Origin of the sequence: Xanthomonas cissicola (assembly GCF_008801575.1) — a bacterium.
In the GTDB taxonomy this organism is placed as follows: domain Bacteria; phylum Pseudomonadota; class Gammaproteobacteria; order Xanthomonadales; family Xanthomonadaceae; genus Xanthomonas; species Xanthomonas cissicola.
Genome location: NZ_VZPL01000002.1, coordinates 125,935 through 147,165 on the forward strand (window position 1 = coordinate 125,935; position 21,231 = coordinate 147,165).

Consider the following 21,231-nt stretch of genomic DNA (forward strand, 5'->3'; position numbering starts at 1 on the left):
CCTCTAGTTGGCCGCACGCGGTGCGGTCGGGGCAGAAGGACCGGCAGCATTCCCGGCGGCGGGCGTGGCCTTGGGCTGCCACGGCACGGTCTTGACCACGATGCCATCGCGTGCGCGCGACGCGCCTTCGACGACCACTTGCTCGCCGGGCTTCAGGCCGCTGCGCACCAGCCACTGGTCGCCCACCTCACGGTCGGTTTCCAGCGCACGCAACTGCAGCTTGTGGTCGGCGCCGACGACAAAGGCGGTGGGTTTGCCGGCGCCGTTGCGCGACACCGCCTGCTGCGGCACCAGCACGCCCTGCTCCTTGACGCCTTCCTGCAGCACCGCGCGCACGTACATGCCCGGCAACAGCTCGGCGTTCGGATTGGGGAAGACCGCGCGCAGGGTGATCGAGCCGGTGTTCTGGTCGACTGTCACGTCGGAGAACGCCAGGTGCCCCTGCAGCGGGTAGGTGCTCCCATCTTCCAGCAGCAGCGACACCTTGGCCGCACCGTCGCCGGCTTGTTCCAGATCGCCGCGTGCCATCGCCTGCCGTAGGCGCAACACCGCACTGCTGGGCTGGGTGACGTCGATGTAGATCGGGTCCAGCTGCTGGATGGTGGTCAGCGCGGTGGCCTGGTTGGCGGTCACCAGCGCACCCGGGGTCACGCTGGAGCGGCCGATGCGTCCGGAGATCGGTGCGTCAAGCCGCGCAAACGCCAGGTTGATGCGCGCGGTCTCCACGCTCGCCTTGCCGGCTGCCACGTCGGCCTTGGCCTGGCCTAGCGCGGCATCGGTGTCGTCGCCTTCCTGCTGGCTGATCGCTTTGATCTGCGCCAGCTCCTTGTAGCGCTCGGCCTTGAGCTGCGCGGTGCGCAGGGTCGCCTCGGCCTTGGCAAGGGATGCCTGCGCGCTGGCATAGCTGGCGCGGTACTGGGCCGGATCGATCTGGTACAGGGTCTGACCAGCCTTGACGTCGCCGCCTTCGGTGAACTGGCGCGACTGGACGATGCCTCCCACTTGCGGGCGAATTTCGGAGATCAGGTACGGGACGGTGCGCCCCGGCAACTCGGTAGTGAGCGTCACCGGTTGCTGCTTCACGGTCAGCACGCCCATTTCCGGGGTGCCTTCCTGTGGCGGCGGGCCTCCCGGCGGGCTGCCGCAGGCGCTGAGCAAGGCGGTGGCGGCAACGGCAACAGCAAGCAACGACAGGCGAAACGAGGCATGAGGACGCACGGGCAGTCTCCAACGGGAGGTGTGATGATTAAATATAAACGGTACGGTTTGGTATCCTAATAAGCGCATCCAGAGCCGTCAAGCATTTCTACCCAGTCGGTATACTTATGAATTGTTGGGAGAACCTGATGCGGGTCAGAACAGAAGAAAAGCGCGAGGCCATCGTCCAGGCGGCCAGCGAGGTCTTCCTCGAGCTGGGCTTCGAAGGCGCGTCGATGTCGCAGATCGCCGCCCGCGTGGGCGGCTCCAAGCGCACGCTGTACGGCTATTTTCCGTCAAAGGAAGAGCTGTTCGTGGCCGTCGCCAAGGACATGTCGGACCGCTATTTCGACCCGTTGCTGCATGCGCTTTCGCAAAGCAGCGGCCCGGTCGATGAGGCGCTGCAGCGCTTCGGCGAGGATGTGCTGACGTTCCTGTGCGCCCCGCCCAATATCACCAGCTGGCAGACCATCATCGGGGTATCCGGCAGATCTGCGGTCGGCGCGCTGTATTTCAGTGCCGGCCAGGAGGAAGGCATACAACGCTTCGCCGAATACCTGCAGGCACAGGTGGACTGCGGCCTGCTCCACTGCGAAGACACCCTGCTTGCCGCCCACCAGTACGCTGGCTTGCTGGAATCGGAAACCTTGATGCCCTGCCTGTTTGGCGCACTCAACGACCCCACGCCCGAGTTCCTGCGCGAAGCGACGCGACGTGCGGTGCAGACGTTTCTGGCCGCGTACGGCGGCAAGGCAGGCAAAGCGGCGTGACGTCGGTTGCGACTTCACTGCATTGCTGCGCGACGACGCGCAGTGCGCGTGTACAGACGCCAAGCCTGCGGTCCACTCGGGCGTCTACCCTCCCCCGCCGCGCCGCTGGCTTGAGCGCAGCAGCATCATCACCGCATGACGCAACCGGGCAGCGAGGCTGCGCTGTGCGGCCGGCGCAGGAATGCTGCTGCAGCGATTTAACGGTGGCGCGCTTGCGCTTGAACACGTTGCCATCGCACGCATGTTGCCGCCCGGGCATCGCGCCACCAGCGCCTTGAAACAGGCCGCGTCGAGGCACGACCTAGCGGCTGGTTACTCCGCCACTGCGCATTTCGCGCACAGGCCGTGCACTTCCAGCGTCTGTGCCTGCGGCTGGAAACCGAGCGCCTTGGCGCGGGCTTCCAGTTGCGACACGACGTCGCGATCTTCCAGTTCCACCGCGCTGTGGCAGCGGTCGCAGATCAGGAACGGCACAGAGTGCTGGGCGCTGTTGGGGTGGTGGCAGGCGACGAACGCATTGACCGATTCGAGCTTGTGCACGAAGCCGTTGGCCATCAGGAAATCCAGCGCGCGATACACCGTAGGCGGTGCGTCGGCGCCGACGCCCTTGCCTTCGCGCACCCAGTCCAGCAATTCGTAGGCCTTGACCGGCTTGCCGGCGTCGGCGATCAGCCGCAGCACGTTCGCGCGGATCGGCGTCAGCCGCAGGCCGCGTTCGCTGCAGGCACGCTCCACCGCGCGCACGAAGCCGTTGGCGTCGTCGACGTGGTGATGCGGTGCAGTGCAGGCGAGGTCTGGTGCGTGGGTGTGCTTGGTCATACAGGCTCCGGCGTCAGGCCGCTCCAATCTTGATGAGTGCCGCATCGATGCGTTTCAAGGCACCCTCGCGTCCGGCCAGGTACACCGTTTGCGAAATGTCCGGGCTGACCTGGGTGCCGGTGATGGCCACGCGCAGCGGCTGGGCGACCTTGCCCATGCCCAGTTCCAGCGCGGCAGCGGCGTCGTGCAGCGCAGCCGAGACGCTCTCCACGCTCCACGCATCCACGGCAGCCAGCAGTTCGCGCGCCTTGCCCAGCGGCACCTCGGCGCCCAGCTTGAGGTGTTTCATCACCGCCGCTTCGTCATAGGTTTCCAGCGGCTGGTACCAGACCACGGCTTTTTCGGCCATTTCCTTCAAGGTCTGCACGCGCTCGCGCAACGCCACCACCACATCGGCGGCGGCCGGGCCGGCGGCGATGTCCACACCGAGCTTGGCAAGCTGGTATTCCAACTGCGGGGCGATGCTGGCCGGGTCGTCGGTCTTCAGATAATGCTGATTGACCCAGCCGAGCTTGGCCATGTCCAGGCGCGCGGCCTTGGAATTGACGTCCTTGACGTCGAACAGGTCCAGCAACTCCTGCTGGGTGAACAGCTCCTGGTCGCCATGCGACCAGCCCAGGCGGGCCAGATAATTGATCAGCGCATGCGGCAGATAGCCGGCATCCTTGTACTGCATGACGTCGGCCGCGCCGGTGCGCTTAGACAGCTTGGCGCCCTGCTCGTCGAGGATCATCGGCATGTGCGCGAACTTGGGCACCGGTGCACCCAGCGCTTCATAGATATTGATCTGGCGCGGCGTGTTGTTGATGTGGTCGTCGCCGCGGATGACCTCGGTGATGCCCATGTCCCAGTCGTCCACCACCACCGCAAAGTTGTAGGTGGGAAACCCGTCCGGGCGGAAGATCACCATGTCGTCGAGCTCGCTGTTGGCGATCTCGATGCGTCCCTTGATCAGGTCGTCGAACACCACCGTACCGCCGACGGGATTCTTGAAGCGGATCACGCGATTGGGGTCGTCGCGATACGGCAGGTTCTGCTCGCGGGCAGCGCCGTTGTAACGCGGCTTTTCCTGTTTGGCCATGGCGGCCTCGCGCATTGCGTCGAGTTCCTCGCGGGTTTCGTAGGCGTAATACGCCTTGCCCTGCGCGAGCAATTGCTCGGCGACTTCTTGATAGCGGGCAACGCGCTGGGTCTGGTAGATCGGGCCTTCGTCGTAACCCAGGCCCAGCCAGTCCATCGCTTCCAGGATGGCGTCGATCGCTTCCTGCGTGCTGCGCTCGCGGTCGGTGTCCTCGATGCGCAGCACGAACTGGCCGCCGCGGTGGCGTGCCTCCAGCCAGCAATACAAGGCGGTGCGGGCGCCGCCGATATGCAGGTAACCGGTGGGGCTGGGAGCGAAACGGGTGCGGCAGGTCATGGAGCGCTCGGCAAAACGGGAGTCGCCCGATTTTACCTTGCGCAGCGTGGCCCTGCCCGGCCCGTGGCTCAGCGGTTGCGCAGCAGGTCGCCGTACACCACGCAATCGCCGCCGCTGCGTGCCGTGCCCGGAGCGTCGTACAGCACCAGCCAGGTGGGAATCTTGCCGGCCAGGTGCCTGGGCAGGTTGCAGATGGCCTCGGCGCGGTCGCAGTCCTTGCCATGCGGCAGCACTGCCGATTCCAGCAGGTCGTGCTGGAAGCGCACCGGTGCGCGGTTGGCGGCCAGCACGGTCCGCGCATCCGGCCATTTGAACAGGCGGATTTCGCCGTTCAGGACCATCGTCGGCCCGGCCAGCAGGTACAGATCGTCGCCGGAATAATGCAGGTCGCGTACGCCCAGCCCGCCCAGTTGCAGGAAGTGCTTGCGCAGCAGGGTGCCGTCCTCGTCCAGCGGGACCAGGCGCAGGTGGTCGCTGTGGGCTTGCACCTGGATCTCCAGCAGTGCCGTCCAGCCACGCAGCACCGGCCCGCGCAGCCCCAATAGCAAGCGCTGGCCATCGACCACGATGCCTTCGATATCGAAGCCGTTGTCCTTGCCGGGGATCTTCAGGAACGGACCGAAATGCGGGTCGTCGGCCAGCAGGTCGGTGAGCTGGTTGTGCTTGGCGTCGCCCTTGAGCCGCAGCGCACGGCGGCCGTCGGCCGCTTCGCGTACCAGCTGCGGGGTGCCGTCTTGCGCATAGTCGATGGGCAGGCAGGCCAACAGGCGGCGATTGGCATCGAGCTTCAACTTGGTCAGGCGTTTGGCGTTTTCGGCGTCGTCGCGGCCGCGCTTGGCGTTCTTGCGTTTGCTGCCGTGCGAACCGATGACCCACAAAAATCCGTCCGACAGGCCCATACCTTCCAGGTCCGCCTCCTCGCCGTCTTCTCCCGGCAGATCGAGCAGGTTCGCCAACGCAAAGCTCTGCCCCTGGCCGAAGCGCAGCGCCTCTCGCTGTACGGGGTCGAGCTTGCGCAGCCGGTCTACCGCGCAGGCTTCGTCGCCGGCCACCCACAGCCAATCGTCGGTGAAAGCGGCGCCGGACAGATTGCTGTGCACCAGCGCACCGGGCGCGAATTCAAGCCGGACGCTATGCGGAATCAGGGTTTTCTTGGCCATGGGTACCTGGGACGAGGGATCAACCGAACGCGACCAGCTTGGCATGCGTTACATCGGGCGCCAACTGCCCCGGCCAATCGCGGTCGTTGGCCACCTGCGCCTGCGCACGGCTGGCCTCGAACGCCGCGAAGTCCAACTCGGCCAGTGCCCACACTGTCTGGCCCTGCGTCTGCGCCAGCACGCCGTCGGAGGGGAAGCCGACATCCATCGGCGCAAACACCGCCGCCTCGCCGGTATTGATGTCCAACGCCGGGCTCCACGGCGCTTCGCCAGCAGTCACCGACTGCGCGACGAACACGCGATTTTCCAGCGCGCGCGCCAGGCAGCCGACACGCACGCGCATGGCACCGGCGGCGGTGTCGGTGCAACTTGGCACGATCAACAACCGCGCACCGGCCTCGTATTGCGCACGCACCGGCAGCGGGAACTCGCTGTCGTAACAGATCGCAATCGCGGCGCGAATGCCGTCCAGTTCGAACACCTTCACCGCATCGCCCGGCTCGATCAGCCCGGTGGCTCTTTCGAAGCCGGTGAGCTGCAACTTGTCCTGCCAGCCATGCAGGCCCTCCGGGGTGAACCAGTCGCTGCGGTTGCGGTAACGGCCATGGCCAATATCCAGCAGAAAACTACCGGCAATCAGGTGCAGCCGATGTTCCTGCGCCAAGCCGGCAAACAGCTCCAGCCACGGCGCGCGCAGCGCCTGGATGGCTGCCAGCGATTCGGGCAGGCCGGCAGAAATATGCGTGTCGAATGTTGCGCCCAGCTCCAGCGACAGATATTCGGGCAGCACCGCCACCCGCGCACCGGCTGCGGCGGCTTCGGCGATCAGGGCCGATTGGCGTGCCGCAAACGCGGCGAAATCGACAGGCTTGCCGATGGGGTACTTGGCAACGGCAATTTTCATCTGGTGGCCTTTGGATGATTGAATCGAGGTGGCGAAGCAATCAGGCCGGCCAGCGAACGCATGGTGCAGCGACCTTGCAGCCTGCTCGCGACGCCTGTCAGTCGCCGTAGCGCGCTCGCCGCGCTCACTGCGGCAACACACGTGTCCACACAGACAAGCTGTGGTCGATCTCGCCATGTTGCAACTCCGCCCAGTGCAGGTGCACCCGCATGCCCGGCTGCGGGGCGTAGCCACGTTTGCGCCAGAACGCATCGTTGGGGCGGTAATCGGCTGGCTTGCGCGGGTCGTCGGGCGCCCGTTCCACCGAACAGAACGCGGTCAATGCAAAGCGGCCCCGCGCGCGTGCATGCGCTTCGCGCCGGTCGAAGAATGCATGACCGATACCTTGCCCGCGATACGCCGGCAGCAGCACCGATTCGCCGAAATAGAACACGCTGACCGGATCGATGCCGGCCGCGCGGAACGGTGCGTGGAACGCGTCGCTGTCATCGAGCAGCGGCAACCCGGTCGATGCACCGATCACCGCATCGCCATCACGCGCCAGCACGAAGACGCTCTCCGGCGATGCCGCATAGGCCGCCAGATAGTCGCGCTCGTATGCGGCATCGCCTTGGTACAGATACGGCCAGGCGGCGAACACGCTGATGCGCAGCTGCGCCACCGCATCCAGATACGGCAGCACCTGCGTGCCGCGCACCGTTTCCACCATCGGCGAGGAGCCAGTCATGCCGGCCATGGTAAGCCAGCAAGAGGTGGCTGCAACGCCATGCTTCAACGCAGCCAATGATTGTGGTTCGAAACGCGGGTCTGCGGCTGTTGCCACAGCAACCACACCGCCGCTTCGTCGGTTGCCAGCAGTACCCCGAGCAGCGCATCGGTGCTGCGTGCCCAATAGCTGCCGTTGCTCAGCCGTTGCCACGGTCCATAGCTGCGTGCCCATGGGTTGCCGGCGCGGATGTGCTGCGCTGCCACCTGCAAGAACGCATGCCCGCCGATGCGCAGGTGCTGCGCGGTGCGTGCGTGCAGCTGCAGGCCCACCACCCCGCCGCGCCTGTCGCGGTTCAGCGGCAAGGCCGACAGCGCCGAGCTTTCCCAAGCGTGCGGCAGCGCTGCGGGAAGCAGCGCCACCGTGTCGATGCCGGCGGGCAGCAAACGCTGCGCGCGCCGGTGCAAGTGTGCCTGCGCCAGCATGCCGGCCTCAGCGCAGGCTGTTGCCAAGCTCGTACCAATCGAGCTTGCGGGTGACCCACATGATGCTGGTCAGGATGCCGAACAGCAGCAACGATCCCATCAGCAGCGCGTTGTCCTCGGAGATCAACAGGCTGTAGAGCACCGCGTACAAAGCGGTGAGCATCACCGAAAAGCCAGCCGCACGGATCCAACTGCGCAACACGCCGGACAGATAGAAGAACTGCAGGCCGATACACGCCGCCGCCGACACCAGATAGGCCTGCCAGAACGCGATGTGTTCGGAAAGGCTGAGCAGCAGCAGGAAGAAGATCGCCAGCGCCAGGCCCACCAACAGGTACTGCAAGGGGTGGATCGGCAGGCGCTTGATCAACTCGAACAGCACGAAGGCCACGAAGGTCAGCACCACGAACAGGATGCCGTACTTGCTGGCGCGGTCGGCCTGGGTATACACGTCCACCGGGTCGACCAGGCGCACTTCCAGCGTGTCCAGCGCCGCATGGCTGGACTGCAACTGCGTCTGCGCACCGGTGGCCAGCGACGACAGCGACCAACTCGCATCGAAGCCCGTCGGTCCGATGCTCGGCGCATTCGGCAGGAAGCGGCCGCCGAAGGACGGGTGTTGCCAGGCGGAGCGCAGGGCGATCTCGTTGTTGTCGGCGATCGGCGCGATGGTCAGCCGGCGCGTGCCGTCCAGCACGAACTGCATGTCCACCACGTTGCCGTCCTGCAGCCGGCCGGCGACCGGGTCGGCCAGCGGGCCCAGTTGGGCATGGATGCCCGCCGAACGGTCGGCCAGTGCGCCTGCACCGCTCTCCAGCGCCAACGTGCGGCCATCGACCTGCAAGCGCGGCGTGCCCACCAATCCGCGCACGTCGGACATACCGATTGCCAGGTACGGCTGGCCATACGCACGGGTCGGCGCAGCCGCGTAGTCGAAGGAGTCGTATTCGGCATGCAAGGTGGCTTTCCAGGAATACACCTGCACCCGGTACAAGCCCACCTCGCGCACCGAGGGCACCATTTCGCCGCTGAGTTTCAGGCGACGCGGCGTTTGCAGCAGCGTCCCTTCGCGCTTGCGCCAGACCTTGCGCTGGTTGCCCTGCTCGTCCGGCTCGGTGACCTGCACGTCTTCGGTATACGGCAGTACCCGCACCGGCGCGATGAACTGCTGCTCGCCAGCCTTGCTCTGCGCCACCCGCTCTACCGCCTCGTCACGGTAGCGCGCGCGGTCCTGCACCGCGCCACGGATCAGGAGCAGCGGAATCAGCAACAGCAGGATCAGCCCACCGATGCTGGCGAACCGCAATAACAGTTTCAGGGATTTCATCGGCCATCCTCATCTTGGGAGGTGGCCAGGGTGCGCTGCGCCGGTGTCGCAGGTTTGAGGCGAATTTGAAGCGAAGGTGAAGTGCGCGACCCGGTTATTCGACGACCGCCACTGTGACGCATTGACGAAATACGGTTTTCAACTCTCCAAAGTGCAACCCGTGCCCAAAACAGGCTTCCGTTTGATCGGCAGCACTTCGCCTTGCCGCCGCACGCGTCGCCTTCACGCGTAACGATGCATGGGCAGGTGCGCAGCCCCGAATCCCTCCTTTTATCTGATCGCCGCTTCCAGTTCGCTGTTCTTCGATGAGGTCTTCAGCCGCATGCGCTGCTTCGGCGCTGTCATGGCTGCATGCCGATTCGGCAGTGGTTTGGTCACTGCGCACGACTGCATTCCTCTCTTGCCTGGAGCTGTCTTCCATGAACACGCACCGTTCGCTCGCCCTTTGCCTGCTCGCCGCCCTGAGCCTGACCGCTGCCACCGCGCAGGCGGCAGTGCACGGCATGGGCCTAAAGCCTTCGTCGTTGATGCAGCCGGTCACCCCGTTGTTCGGTACCGCAAGCGTTAGCACACCGCTGCCTGCCAGTGTCGACCTGACTGCATGGGCGATCACGCCGGGCGACCAGGGCCAGATCGGAGCATGCGCGTCATGGGCGGCCGCTCACACCCTGACCGGTTGGTATGCCAACGCCAACAAACAGGCCTAGACGCGCTTTGCCCCGATGTACCTGTACAGCCAGGTCAACGGCGGCGTGGATGAAGGCTCCACCCTGGAAGCGCCGCTGGAGATCGCGCTTGCGCAGGGCATCGACACCGAGCAGCACTATTCGTGGGGCAACTACGACTGGAAACACCAACCCACTACCGCCGACAAGGCCAACGCTGCCAAGAACCCGACGCCGTATCGCCACTACACCGTGCTGTATTCGGGCAACGGCAATGGGGGACGCGCCTTGATCGAACAGATCAAGCTCGCCCTTGCCTCTTCCACGCCGGTGGCGATCGGCTTCTATGTGCGCCAGGGCTTTGAAGACCTGACAACCAAGAATCAGGTCGATTACGACGTCAAGACGCCAATTCTGGGTGGGCATGCCGTGATCGCGCTGGGCTACGACAGCGAAGGACTGATCGTGGAAAACAGCTGGGGCACCGAATGGGGCAACAAGGGTTTCGGCAAACTGTCCTGGTCGGTGGTCGCCAAGGATGTGATCGGCGCCGACGTGGTGTACTAGCACAGCACGAACATCACCACCCCTTCCAGCGCAGCTTCATAGGGCTGCGAGGGGTGGCGGGCGAACTGGTTCAGCACGGCCACGCGCCGTACGCTGATTGACGCAGGCGCGGCGTGTGCTCAGGTGCATGCCGTCGCCTTGAACGCACAGAGGCCACCGGCGCCGGCCAACCGCGACAACTATCTGCAGCGACTCAACCGATCGGTAGGCGCAACACCGCACGCGCACCGCCACCGTCGCGATTGCCCAGCGTCACGTCCCCGCCATGCAGGCGCGCAACCTCGTGCACGAACGGCAACCCAAGACCGGAGCTGCGCTGGCCGGTCTGCGGGCGTGCCAGCGAATAGAACCGCTCGAAGACGCGCTCGAGCGCGTAATCGGGCACGCCGCTGCCACGGTCTTCGACCACCAATTCCCAATGTCCATCGTGCAGCCGCGCATGCAGGCGCACATGGCTGTCTTGCTTCGAAAACGCGATGGCATTTTCGAGCAGATTGATCAGTGCCTGTCGCAGCAGAAAACCATCGCCCAGTACGTGGTGACCGCCTGACGCCCCGGCCCCTGCATCCACTTCCACGGTGACGCCAGTCGCCGCCGCGCGCAGCGCCACCGCGTCCGCCGCAGCCTGCAGCAGCCCATCGATACCGATGCGCTCGCGCTTCTGCAGCCAGCCGTGCTGCTCCACTTCGGCCAGTGCCAGCAGCTTGTCGATGGTTTCGGTGAGCCGGCGTTCCTGCGCACGGATGGTGGCAACGAAGTGCTGGCGGTCGGCCTCCGGCAGTGGCTCGGCCAACAACTCCGAGGCACCGCGAATCGCCGCCAGCGGGCTTTTCATCTCGTGCGTCAGCGACTGCACGTACTGCTCTACATACGCCTTGCCTTCCAGCTTGCGGCGCATGCTCTCCAGCGCCTGGCCCAGATCGCCGATCTCGTCGCCACGCGGTTCGGGCGGCGGTACCGGGATGCCGGCGCTCACCGCCTGCGCATAGCGATTGAGCCGGCCGATGCCACGCATCAACCACCAGGTCATCAAGATGCCGATCAACGCTGAAATGCCGATCAACCAGGCGCCGCGCTGCAGGATGTTGCGCTGGCTGGCTTCGATAAACGGGTCGATGCTGCGATTGGGCTGTGCCAGGGTCAGCACGCCGATCAGTTGGCCGGGGTCATCCGGTGCGTAGATCGGCGCGGCCACGTGCATCACCGTGGCGGCGGGGTCGCCATCGATCTCCGGGCTGGAACGCGCGCCATATTCGCCGCGCAACGTGCGGTAGACATCGTTCCAGCGCGAGTTGTCGCGGCCCACGTCGCGGCCCAGCGAATCGAACACCACCACGCCGCGCGCATCGGTGACGGTCACGCGGTAATCCACCGTGTTCTTGCGAAAGCGCCATACCCATGCCTTGGGGTCGCGCTGCTGGGCCCTGGTCACGTTGCGCGCGAAGCGGCCATCGGCAAGCGTGCCGGCAGCCAACTCGCTACTGGCGACTTCTGCCAGCACATTGGCCGCATCCACCAGCGTGGATTCCATCGCCTGGCGCACCCCCGGCTTGACCTCGTTGACGAACACGCGCATCACGAAGAACGCGGCCAGGCCCACGATCAGGAAGAAGCCCAGAAACAGCTTGAGACCAAGCCGCATGTCAGCCCGCGGCCTCGCTCAGTTCACCAAGGAAGTGCCGGCGCATGCCTACACTTCCAGCGCGTAGCCAAGGCCACGGTGGGTGCGGATCGGGTCGACCGGCACGCCGGCCAGGCGCAGCTTGCCGCGCAACGTCTTGATGTGGGTGTCGACGGTGCGGTCGGCACTGTCGGCGCTGGCGTCCCAGCCGCGGTCCATCAGCTGCGCACGGCTCAGGATCGCACCAGGGCGCTGCAGCAACGCTGCCAGCAGTGCATATTCGTAGCGTGTCAGCGGCAGCAGGGTCTCGCCGTAGCGGATGCGGCTGCCCTCGCGGTCGATCGCAAACGCGCCGTGCGGCTGCCAGCCCGATTCGGCCGCCGCGCCCGCATGGCGTCGGCGCAGGCGCGCACGCACGCGCGCCACCAGCTCGCGCGGCGAGAACGGCTTGGCCATGTAATCGTCGGCGCCCAGCTCCAGGCCAAGCACGCGGTCGATCTCGTCGTTGCGCGCGGTCAGGAAGATCACCGGCACCTCGCTGAAACCGCGCAACGTGCGGCACACCTCGAACCCGTTGATGTCCGGCAGGCCCACGTCGAGGACCACCACATCGGCCGGATCGGCGCGCAGACGCGTCAGCGCATCGCGGCCCAGCAGGCAATGCTCAGGCGCGTAGCCTTCGCTGCGTAGTGCGTAGAGCACGGTATCGGCAATGGCGGCTTCGTCTTCGACGACGAGCACGCGGGCGGCAGACTCTGACATGCCGCGCAGCATACCGGCATGCGGGTACCGCCTGCAGGACGAGGTGGTCCACGCACGGCGTGGCACGACGTGACGCACACCCAGCGCTGCTCGCGGCATCGCGCAGCATCTGGATGCGGCCACCGTGCGCTTGCGCCGCGTCGCCCGGAATGGGCAACAACAAATCGCGCCGCAGCCTCTACACTGCCGCGATGAACTATCGCCACGCCTTCCATGCCGGCAACCATGCCGACGTGCTCAAACACATCGCCCTGCTTGCCCTGATCGACACCCTCAAGCGCAAGGAGACACCGTTCTTCGTGCTCGACACGCACGCCGGGCGCGGCCGCTACCAACTCGGTGGCGAAGAGAGCCGCAAGACCAACGAAGCCGATGCCGGCGTGATGCGGCTGATGGCAGAGGCCAGCTTGCCCGAGGTGGTCGAGCGCTATCTGCGCGCGGTGCAGGCCGACAACCAGTCCACGGCCCGCCACGCCATTCCCGGCCAGAAGCCCACCCGCCCCACCGCCGGCATCCAGCTCAACTACTACCCCGGCTCGCCGCTGCTGGCTGCGCAAGCGCTGCGCGAGCAGGACCGCATGGCATTTTGCGAACTGCAGCCCGACGAAGCCGAGGCGCTCAAGGCCCTGTTCGCCAGGGACAGCCGGGTGCGCGTGCACGCCGGCGACGGCTACGCGGCAATCCGCGCCTTCCTGCCGCCGCGGGCTGGCGAAACCAAGATCGGCCGCGGGCTGGTGCTGATCGACCCGCCCTACGAATCGCAGGACGCCGAATATCCGCAGATCATCCATAGCGTGCGCGAGGCGCTGGCGCGCTGGCCGCAGGCGATCTGCATGGTGTGGTACCCCATCAAGCTGCGCCGCAGCCTGCAGCCGTTCATGCGCAAGGCCGCCGCGCTGCCGGCCAAGTCGGTGCTGGTCGCCGAGCTGCAGGTGCGCCCGGACGACTCGCCGCTGCGCCTGACCGGCAGCGGGCTGCTGATCGTCAACGCGCCCTGGCAGTTCGACCAGGTGCTGGCGCCGGCGTTGCCGGTGCTCAAGCAGCATCTCGGCGAGCCCGGCGCCTCGACCCGGCTGGAGTGGCTGCGCCAGGACGGCTGAGCCGGCAGAGGTGTGCACCTCCCCATCGTGGTGGGTAGGCCCGCGTCGTCGTTGCACCGCTGCAATGGCCAGGGCCGCGCGGGCCGCGTCGGCGACATAGCAGTTGTCGCGAGCACCTTCGGCGCAGCGCAGACAAGCGGGCGCTGCACCGGATACGCATGTCTCAGGAAGCCGGGCCGGGTGACGAAGGCCTTCCGGCGGCCCAGCTGCTTGCACTCGGCTGCCACAGTGCGCGCCACATCACGCTCACGACCGGCTCACGGCTCCGCTCGTTACAGTGGTGTGGGAAGCACTGCCACCTCCCTGTCGGCTCCCGGCGGCACACCGGATTCATTCACGGTTGCGCGCCGGGCTGGTGCCAGAATCTTCCGATCTTTAAGGAACACCGGTCATGGCCATTCGCAATCGCCTGCCTCCCTGGCATGAAAACTTCAGCCTGCCCAATGGCCGCACCCTTCTGCTTCGCCCGATCCGTCCCGAGGATGGTCCGCCTCTGCAGGGAGCTTTCAGCCTGTTGGGACCGGAGGAAATTCGCGCGCGCTTTGTGCGCTCCTCTACCGAAATTACCCCGGAGATGGTGCAGCGCCTGACCCATCCCAATCCCAAGAGCGAGATCGTGCTGGTCGCCGCCGAGCAACTGCCGCCCGGCGAAGCGCTGGTCGGCGCGGTCGCGCGCGCCGCGCTGGTACCGGGCACCCGCCAGGCCGAATACACCATCCTGGTCAGCAGCTTCGTCGCCGGCCAGGGGCTGGGACGGCAGCTGATGCGCAAGCTGGTCAAGTGGGCGCGGCGCAAGTACCTGGATTGCCTGTTCGGCGATGTGCTGCAAAGCAATGTGCCGATGCTGCAGTTGGCAGAATCGCTGGGCTTCAAGCCGCAGGCGCATCCGGAGTCGCCGGAGCTGGTGCGGATGGTGTTGGAGCTGGATGCTTGAGTTGCCGGGATTCGGGATTCGGGATTCGGGATTCGGGATTCGGGATTTGGGATTTGGGATTTGGGATTTGGGATTCGTAAAAGCGGTTTGGCTGGTGGTTTGCTGCGGTCCTTGCCCACTCGCCATCGCAGGAGTCGGTGCAAGTAAGTCTTCGTAGGTGCAATGCCGCTCTCCTTGGCCGCCAGCGCCCTTAAGTAGTGCGGCGTCCTCACCGATTGCGGGACCGTTGGCGGCCTGGATGCCGCCATCGCGCCTCCATGGATGGATTCACGGCGTGTCCCGCAAGCGGTGAGGGCATCGCGCACTCGATCAACGCGGCTTTTGATTTTCTAGACGCCGCACGGCTTACGTTACGGTCAACCACGGAACACCTTCCTGCGCGCGCCCACCGCCTTTCACGCCAGATGGACCGGCCACGGCAGGGTCTCTGATAAAATCGCCGGCTGATGCCGTCGCCTACCTTCCCCTCTCCGCCGCTGCCCAAGTCCGGCCAGCTCCGCGCCTACTGGCGCGCGCCATCCTCACCGACTGCGCTGGCATGGTCGATTGCGCGGGCAGCCGAGGCGCATGCCGGCCCGCTGCTGGTGATCGCCCGCGATAACCAGAGCGCGCACCAGATCGAAGCCGACCTGCATGCCTTGCTCGGCGAACACTCGGCGCTGCCGGTGGTGCCGTTTCCCGATTGGGAAACCCTGCCCTACGACCAGTTCAGCCCGCACCCCGAAATCATCAGCCAGCGTCTGGCCGCCCTGCACCGCCTGCCCGGCCTGACCCGCGGCGTGGTGATCGTGCCGGTGCAGACCTTGCTGCAGCAGCTGGCTCCGCTGAGCTACATCGTCGGCGGCAGTTTCGATCTCACCGTTGGCCAGCGGCTGGATCTGGATGCGGAAAAGCGCCGCCTGGAAAGCGCCGGCTACCGCAATGTCCCGCAGGTGATGGACCCGGGCGACTTTGCCGTCCGCGGCGGCCTGCTCGACGTGTTCCCGATGGGCGCGGACACGCCATTGCGCGTCGAGCTGCTGGATGAGGATATTGATTCGATCCGCGTGTTCGACCCGGAATCGCAGCGTTCGCTGGACAAGGTGGACGCGGTCAAGATGCTGCCTGGCCGCGAAGTACCGATGGACGATGCCAGCATCGAGCGCGTGCTGGCCTGCCTGCGCGAACGCTTCGACGTGGATACCCGGCGCAGCGCGCTGTACCAGGACCTGAAATCCGGGCTGGCGCCGTCGGGCATCGAGTATTACCTGCCGATGTTCTTCGCCAAGACCGCAACGCTGTTCGATTATCTGGACAAGCGGGTACTGCCGGTGATCGCCACTGGCGTGTCCAATGCCGCCGACGCATTCTGGACCCAGGCGCAGAACCGCTACGAACAGCGCCGCCACGATGTGGAACGCCCGCTGCTGCCGCCGGACGAGCTGTACCAATCGCCGGATGCGCTGCGCGAGCGGCTCAACAAGCTGGCGCGTATCGAAGTGTGGGCCAGCGATCATGCGCGCATCGACGAGGCCGCTCCGCTCGGCGACCAACCGTTGCCGCCGCTGCCGGTGGCTGCCAAAGACGCTCCCGCCGGTCAGGCGCTCGCATCGTTCCTGAGCCATTACCCGGGCCGCGTGCTGGTCGCTGCCGATTCGGCCGGCCGCCGCGAAGCCTTGATGGAAGTGCTGGCCGCCGCGCAGTTGAAGCCGGAGCTGGTCGCCGATGTGCCGGCGTTCCTGGCCGGGACGCTGCGGTTCGGCATTACCGTAGCGCCGCTGGAAGACGGCTTTGCACTGGATCAGCCGCAGATTGCGCTGCTGACCGAACGCCAGCTGTTCCCGGAACGGGCCAACCAGCCGCGCCGCGCGCGCCGGGTCGGACGCGAGCCGGAAGCGATCATCCGCGATCTGGGCGAGCTGTCCGAAGGCGCACCGATCGTGCACGAGGACCACGGCGTCGGCCGCTACCGCGGCCTGATCGTGCTCGATGCCGGCGGCATGCCCGGCGAATTCCTGGAAATCGAATACGCCAAGGGCGACCGGCTGTATGTGCCGGTGGCGCAGCTGCACCTGATCAGCCGGTATTCCGGCGCCTCGGCCGAGACCGCGCCGCTGCACTCACTGGGCGGCGAGCAATGGACCAAGGCCAAGCGCAAGGCGGCCGAAAAGGTCCGCGACGTCGCCGCCGAATTGCTGGAAATCCAGGCGCGCCGACGCGCGCGCGCGGGTCTGGCGTTGCAGGTGGACCGGGCGATGTACGAGCCGTTCGCGGCCGGATTTCCGTTCGAAGAAACCGGCGACCAGCTTGCCGCCATCGATGCGACGCTGCGCGATCTGGGCAGCAGCCAACCGATGGACCGTGTGGTGTGCGGCGACGTCGGTTTCGGCAAGACCGAGGTCGCGGTGCGCGCCGCCTTCGCCGCCGCCAGCGCCGGCAAGCAGGTCGCCGTGCTGGTGCCGACCACGTTGCTGGCCGAACAGCATTACCGCAATTTCCGCGACCGGTTCGCCGATTACCCGATGAAGGTCGAAGTGCTTTCCCGCTTCAAGAGCACCAAGGAAATCAAGGCAGAACTGGAAAAGGTCGCCAGCGGCGACATCGACGTGATCATCGGCACGCACCGGTTGTTGCAGCCGGACGTGAAGTTCAAGGATCTCGGGCTGGTGGTCGTAGACGAAGAACAACGCTTCGGCGTGCGGCAAAAAGAAGCGCTCAAGGCGATGCGTGCCAATGTGCATCTGCTCACGCTCACCGCCACACCGATCCCGCGCACGCTCAACATGGCCATGGCAGGCCTGCGCGATCTGTCGATCATCGCGACCCCACCGCCGAACCGCCTGGCGGTGCAGACCTTCATTACCGCGTGGGACAACACACTGCTACGCGAAGCCTTCCAGCGCGAACTCAGTCGCGGTGGTCAGCTGTATTTCCTGCATAACGATGTGGAAAGCATCGTGCGCATGCAGCGTGATCTGTCCGAGCTGGTGCCGGAAGCGCGCATCGGCATCGCGCATGGGCAGATGCCCGAGCGCGAGCTGGAACGGGTGATGCTGGATTTCCAGAAGCAGCGCTTCAATGTCTTGCTGTCGACCACGATCATCGAATCGGGCATCGATATTCCCAATGCCAACACCATCATCATCAACCGCGCCGACCGCTTTGGCCTGGCGCAGCTGCATCAGTTGCGCGGCCGCGTGGGTCGCTCGCATCACCGCGCCTACGCGTACCTGGTGGTGCCTGACCGGCGCTCGATGACCTCCGATGCAGAAAAGCGCCTGGAAGCGATCGCCTCGATGGACGAGCTCGGCGCCGGCTTCACCCTGGCCACGCACGATCTGGAAATCCGCGGCGCCGGCGAATTGCTGGGCGAAGACCAGAGCGGCCAGATGGCCGAGGTCGGTTTCAGCCTGTATACCGAACTGCTCGAGCGCGCAGTGCGCAGCATCCGCCAGGGCAAGCTGCCCGACCTGGACGCCGGCGAAGAAGTGCGCGGCGCCGACGTCGAGTTGCATGTGGCCTCGCTGATTCCCGAGGATTATCTGCCCGACGTGCATACGCGCCTGACCTTGTACAAGCGCATTTCCAGCGCACGCGACACCGATGCGCTACGCGAACTGCAGGTGGAGATGATCGACCGCTTCGGCCTGCTGCCGGACCCGGTCAAGCATCTGTTCGCCATTGCCGAGCTCAAGCTGCAGGCCAACGCGTTGGGCGTGCGCAAGCTGGATCTGGGCGAAAACGGCGGGCGGCTGGTGTTCGAGGCCAAGCCGGCGATCGACCCGATGACCATCATCCAGATGATCCAGAAACAGCCGAAGATCTACACGATGGACGGCCCGGACAAACTGCGCATCAAGCTGCCGATGCCCGAAGGCGCCGACCGTTTCAATGCCGCACGCGGCCTGTTGGCGGCATTGTCACCGGGCTGAAGCACTACCGCGCCGGTAAGCGGCGACCACACCGAGCGCGACCATCGCATGCGAAGAGCGACCACGCAGGCGAGCAATCCCCTGCTCGATCGCGCTTGCCCGTCATCACTACCGCGGCCAGCCCCGCGCGTGCGGCGCAGACAGAAAGCTCACCGGTGGTTTACGAGCGCGAGCAAGCCGGGACCGTACCCGCCACGCCGTGCAGGGCCGGGGCGAGCTGTCCAATGGGACAGGCTTGAACATTCCCCTTGAGCCTGCTTCCGACAAAGCTGAGCAATTAATCCACAGTCGGTGACGGGTTTCGCAAATCCGTCATCGCGCTGAATTTTGCCTAAATATTTCCGTAAGGCGCCGATACCTGCATAGACCGGCATGGCCCGTGTGCGGCGCTGCTCACACCCGTCCAGGCGGTCGCGACCTTCCCAGGCCATGGCACGCACCCGTGCGCCATCGCACCGCTTGAGGCACCAATGAACACGCCACTGTCCGATCTACCCGCGCCGCTGACCCTTGCCCTGGAGGGCGAGATGACCATTCGTCGCGCGGCCGAGCTCAAGCCGTTGCTGCAGCCGGCCTTGCTGCATCCGGGTGGATTGCATCTGGACCTGGCCGCCGTCAGCGAGATCGATACCACCGGTCTGCAGTTGTTGCTGGCCACCAAGCAGGCGATCCAGGCCGATGGCCGCCCGTTTTCGCTGACCGATTCCAGCCGTGCGGTGGTCGATGTCATCGAGCTGCTCGGCCTGCTCGAGGCCCTGTACCCGCATGCGGTTGCAGGCCTGGGCGAACGAATTCACTAACGGACTGGCGACGCGCGCATGGACATGAACCAGCTGATGCAGACCTTCCTGGCCGAGAGCCGGGACCTGCTCGAAGACATGGAACGTCATCTGCTCGAGGCCGAGCGCGGCGAATCCTCGCCAGATGCGGTCAATGCCATCTTCCGCGCCGCGCACACCATCAAGGGCTCCGGTGGCCTGTTCGATCTGCCGCAGCTGGTCGGCTTCACCCATGTGGTGGAAAGCGTGCTGGATCTGGTACGCGACGAAGCGCTGAGCTTGAGCTCGGAACTGATCGGGCTGCTGCTGGTGTGCTGCGACCATATCCATGCCCTGGTGGAAACCGCCGCAGACCCGAGCCACGCCGACCCGGTCGCGCTGGCCGCCGAAGCCGAGCCGCTGCTGGCGCAACTGCAGACGTATCTGCAACGCAGCGCCTGCGGCGTCACTGCAGCCGCCGTTGCCCAAGGCGCACCGGAAAAGCAGAGCGGTTACTGGCGCATTACCCTGAAACTGTTTGCCGACGCACTGCGCTTCGGCAATTCGCCGCTCAAGCTGATTCGCAACCTGCGCAGCCTGGGCTCGGTCGAATCGATCAACACCGATATCAGCCAACTGCCGGCATTCGACGACCTGGATCCGGAAGCCAATTACCTGGGCTTCCAGATCCTGCTGCGCAGCGATGCCGACCGCGCCGCCATCGAAGAGGTGTTCGAATTCGTCCGCGAAGATTGCGATCTGGAGATCGTGTCGGTTCCGGCGCCATCCGATGCCGCTGACCTGCTCACCGCCGAGACGGCAGCCAGCTCCGCGCCGAACAAGCCGCTTGCTGCAGTACCCAGCGCCGCCTCGGCGCCAGGCCGCGCCGCGCCGGACGCTGCAGCGCGCAACGCCGATGCGCGTTCCATCCGCGTAGATGCCGACAAGCTCGATCGCATGATCGATCTGGTCGGCGAACTCATCATTGCCGTCTCCAGCACCAACGCCAATGCGCAACGCACCGGCGATGCGCAGTTGCTGGAATCGGCCTCGATCCTGGCTGGCCTGGTCGAAGACGTGCGCGAAAGCGCGTTGCAGCTGCGCATGGTCAAGATCGGCGGCACTTTCAGCCGCTTCCAGCGCGTGGTGCACGATGTGGCCCGCGAACTCGGCAAGGACATCGCACTGGTCGTCGCCGGCGAAGACACCGAACTGGACAAGTCGGTGGTGGAAAAGATCGGCGACCCGCTCACCCATCTGGTGCGCAATGCGATGGACCACGGCATCGAGCCGGCGGACGTGCGCGTGGCGCGCGGCAAGCCTGCGCGCGGCACCGTCGGGCTCAACGCATATCACGACTCCGGCAGCATCGTCATCCAGATCACCGACGACGGCGGCGGCTTGAACCGCGACCGCATCCTGGCCAAGGCGCTCGAACGCGGCCTGATCGAGCCCGGCCGCCAACTCAGCGACCGCGACGTATTCGCGATGATCTTCGAACCGGGTTTTTCCACAGCGGAAAAGGTCACCAATCTGTCCGGACGCGGCGTGGGCATGGACGTGGTCAAGCGCAACATCACCGCACTGCGCGGCACGGTCGAGATCGACAGCGCCGCCGGCGTGGGCACCACCATTTCGGTGCGCCTGCCGCTGACGCTGGCGATCATCAACGGCTTCCAGGTGGGAGTGGGCAAATCGGTCTTCGTGGTGCCGCTGGATGTGGTCGAAGAGTGCGTTGAGTTCACCCCCGACTACGCCAGCGATTACATCGACCTGCGCGGCAGCGTGTTGCCGTACGTGCGACTGCGCGAACTGTTCGCGCTGGGCGGCAAGACGCCGGCGCGCGAAAGCATCGTGGTGATCCGACAGGGCGCGCAGCGCTTCGGCCTGGTGGTGGACACCCTGCTCGGCGAATGGCAGACGGTGATCAAGCCGCTGTCCAAGGTGTTCGCGCAGGTCAAAGGCATCAGCGGCTCGAGCATTCTCGGAAGCGGCGATGTCGCACTGATTCTGGATGTGCCCAGCCTGATTCAGCAGTTGCATCCCAACCAGGACGCGCTGGCGGCCTGAACGCCCGCGCCATCGCTCCGGTCCGAACTATCGTTTGTCGTTACCTGACCCCAGGAAG

At 65.7% G+C, this 21,231-nt stretch carries 17 protein-coding genes and 1 pseudogene; 7 read left to right on the forward strand and 11 right to left on the reverse strand.

What is annotated here, in order from left to right; genetic code table 11:
* Window positions 1-3: 3 nt before the first annotated feature.
* A complete protein-coding gene (locus F7R02_RS01485; RefSeq protein ID WP_003488557.1) occupies window positions 4-1,218 on the reverse strand; it encodes an efflux RND transporter periplasmic adaptor subunit in 1,215 nt (404 codons plus the stop codon).
* Window positions 1,219-1,325: 107 nt separating this feature from the next.
* Here F7R02_RS01485 and F7R02_RS01490 point away from each other — a divergent pair, with 107 nt between their 5' ends.
* Window positions 1,326-1,967, forward strand: coding sequence for a TetR/AcrR family transcriptional regulator (locus tag F7R02_RS01490; protein WP_167520944.1), 642 nt, complete (start codon window positions 1,326-1,328; stop codon window positions 1,965-1,967).
* A gap of 312 nt (window positions 1,968-2,279) precedes the next feature.
* Here F7R02_RS01490 and F7R02_RS01495 read toward each other — a convergent pair whose 3' ends face one another.
* The 8 genes from F7R02_RS01495 to F7R02_RS01530 form a co-directional block, all read right to left on the reverse strand.
* Window positions 2,280-2,786 (reverse strand): transcriptional repressor, encoded by a 507-nt coding sequence (locus F7R02_RS01495; RefSeq protein WP_005912830.1) that lies wholly within the window; start codon window positions 2,784-2,786, stop codon window positions 2,280-2,282.
* A 13-nt stretch (window positions 2,787-2,799) separates the two neighbouring features.
* A complete protein-coding gene (gltX, locus tag F7R02_RS01500) occupies window positions 2,800-4,203 on the reverse strand; it encodes a glutamate--tRNA ligase (protein ID WP_039582392.1) in 1,404 nt (467 codons plus the stop codon).
* A gap of 68 nt (window positions 4,204-4,271) precedes the next feature.
* Window positions 4,272-5,363: a DUF3616 domain-containing protein gene (locus F7R02_RS01505; protein WP_078591143.1), complete on the reverse strand. Its 1,092-nt coding sequence runs from the start codon at window positions 5,361-5,363 to the stop codon at window positions 4,272-4,274.
* A 19-nt stretch (window positions 5,364-5,382) separates the two neighbouring features.
* Window positions 5,383-6,267, reverse strand: a complete 885-nt coding sequence (locus tag F7R02_RS01510) for a carbon-nitrogen hydrolase family protein (RefSeq protein WP_003488549.1) — start codon at window positions 6,265-6,267, stop codon at window positions 5,383-5,385.
* A gap of 124 nt (window positions 6,268-6,391) precedes the next feature.
* On the reverse strand, window positions 6,392-7,042 hold the full coding sequence (locus tag F7R02_RS01515) for a GNAT family N-acetyltransferase (RefSeq protein ID WP_033481573.1): 651 nt from the start codon (window positions 7,040-7,042) through the stop codon (window positions 6,392-6,394).
* Window positions 7,039-7,458 (reverse strand): hypothetical protein, encoded by a 420-nt coding sequence (locus tag F7R02_RS01520; protein ID WP_078591142.1) that lies wholly within the window; start codon window positions 7,456-7,458, stop codon window positions 7,039-7,041. The genes F7R02_RS01515 and F7R02_RS01520 overlap by 4 nt, the downstream gene beginning before the upstream one ends.
* 7 nt (window positions 7,459-7,465) lie before the next feature.
* Complete coding sequence (creD, locus tag F7R02_RS01525) at window positions 7,466-8,785, reverse strand: cell envelope integrity protein CreD (protein WP_078591141.1); 1,320 nt, start codon at window positions 8,783-8,785, stop codon at window positions 7,466-7,468.
* 94 nt (window positions 8,786-8,879) lie between these two features.
* On the reverse strand, window positions 8,880-9,206 hold the full coding sequence (locus F7R02_RS01530; protein WP_003488542.1) for a hypothetical protein: 327 nt from the start codon (window positions 9,204-9,206) through the stop codon (window positions 8,880-8,882).
* Here F7R02_RS01530 and F7R02_RS01535 point away from each other — a divergent pair.
* Window positions 9,205-10,017: pseudogene (locus tag F7R02_RS01535) on the forward strand (C1 family peptidase). The gene F7R02_RS01530 and the pseudogene F7R02_RS01535 overlap by 2 nt on opposite strands.
* A gap of 193 nt (window positions 10,018-10,210) precedes the next feature.
* Here the strand turns inward: F7R02_RS01535 and creC are convergent.
* Entirely contained in the window at window positions 10,211-11,659 is a 1,449-nt protein-coding gene (creC, locus tag F7R02_RS01545; RefSeq protein ID WP_078591140.1) for a two-component system sensor histidine kinase CreC, read from the reverse strand.
* A gap of 48 nt (window positions 11,660-11,707) precedes the next feature.
* The gene (gene creB, locus F7R02_RS01550) at window positions 11,708-12,412 is read right to left on the reverse strand and encodes a two-component system response regulator CreB (RefSeq protein WP_170828813.1); all 705 of its coding nucleotides are present in this window, start codon (window positions 12,410-12,412) and stop codon (window positions 11,708-11,710) included.
* 179 nt (window positions 12,413-12,591) lie between these two features.
* Between creB and F7R02_RS01555 the strand changes: the two genes are divergently transcribed.
* The 5 genes from F7R02_RS01555 to F7R02_RS01575 all read left to right on the forward strand — a co-directional run bounded on the left by F7R02_RS01555 (window position 12,592) and on the right by F7R02_RS01575 (window position 21,173).
* Window positions 12,592-13,500: a 23S rRNA (adenine(2030)-N(6))-methyltransferase RlmJ gene (locus tag F7R02_RS01555; protein ID WP_078591194.1), complete on the forward strand. Its 909-nt coding sequence runs from the start codon at window positions 12,592-12,594 to the stop codon at window positions 13,498-13,500.
* A 391-nt stretch (window positions 13,501-13,891) separates the two neighbouring features.
* A complete protein-coding gene (locus F7R02_RS01560) occupies window positions 13,892-14,434 on the forward strand; it encodes a GNAT family N-acetyltransferase (RefSeq protein WP_078591139.1) in 543 nt (180 codons plus the stop codon).
* A 446-nt stretch (window positions 14,435-14,880) separates the two neighbouring features.
* The gene (mfd, locus tag F7R02_RS01565) at window positions 14,881-18,345 is read left to right on the forward strand and encodes a transcription-repair coupling factor (RefSeq protein ID WP_003488094.1); all 3,465 of its coding nucleotides are present in this window, start codon (window positions 14,881-14,883) and stop codon (window positions 18,343-18,345) included.
* A gap of 470 nt (window positions 18,346-18,815) precedes the next feature.
* The gene (locus tag F7R02_RS01570) at window positions 18,816-19,145 is read left to right on the forward strand and encodes an STAS domain-containing protein (RefSeq protein WP_003488096.1); all 330 of its coding nucleotides are present in this window, start codon (window positions 18,816-18,818) and stop codon (window positions 19,143-19,145) included.
* 18 nt (window positions 19,146-19,163) lie between these two features.
* Window positions 19,164-21,173: a chemotaxis protein CheA gene (locus F7R02_RS01575; protein ID WP_078591138.1), complete on the forward strand. Its 2,010-nt coding sequence runs from the start codon at window positions 19,164-19,166 to the stop codon at window positions 21,171-21,173.
* The last annotated feature ends 58 nt before the right edge of the window (window positions 21,174-21,231 follow it).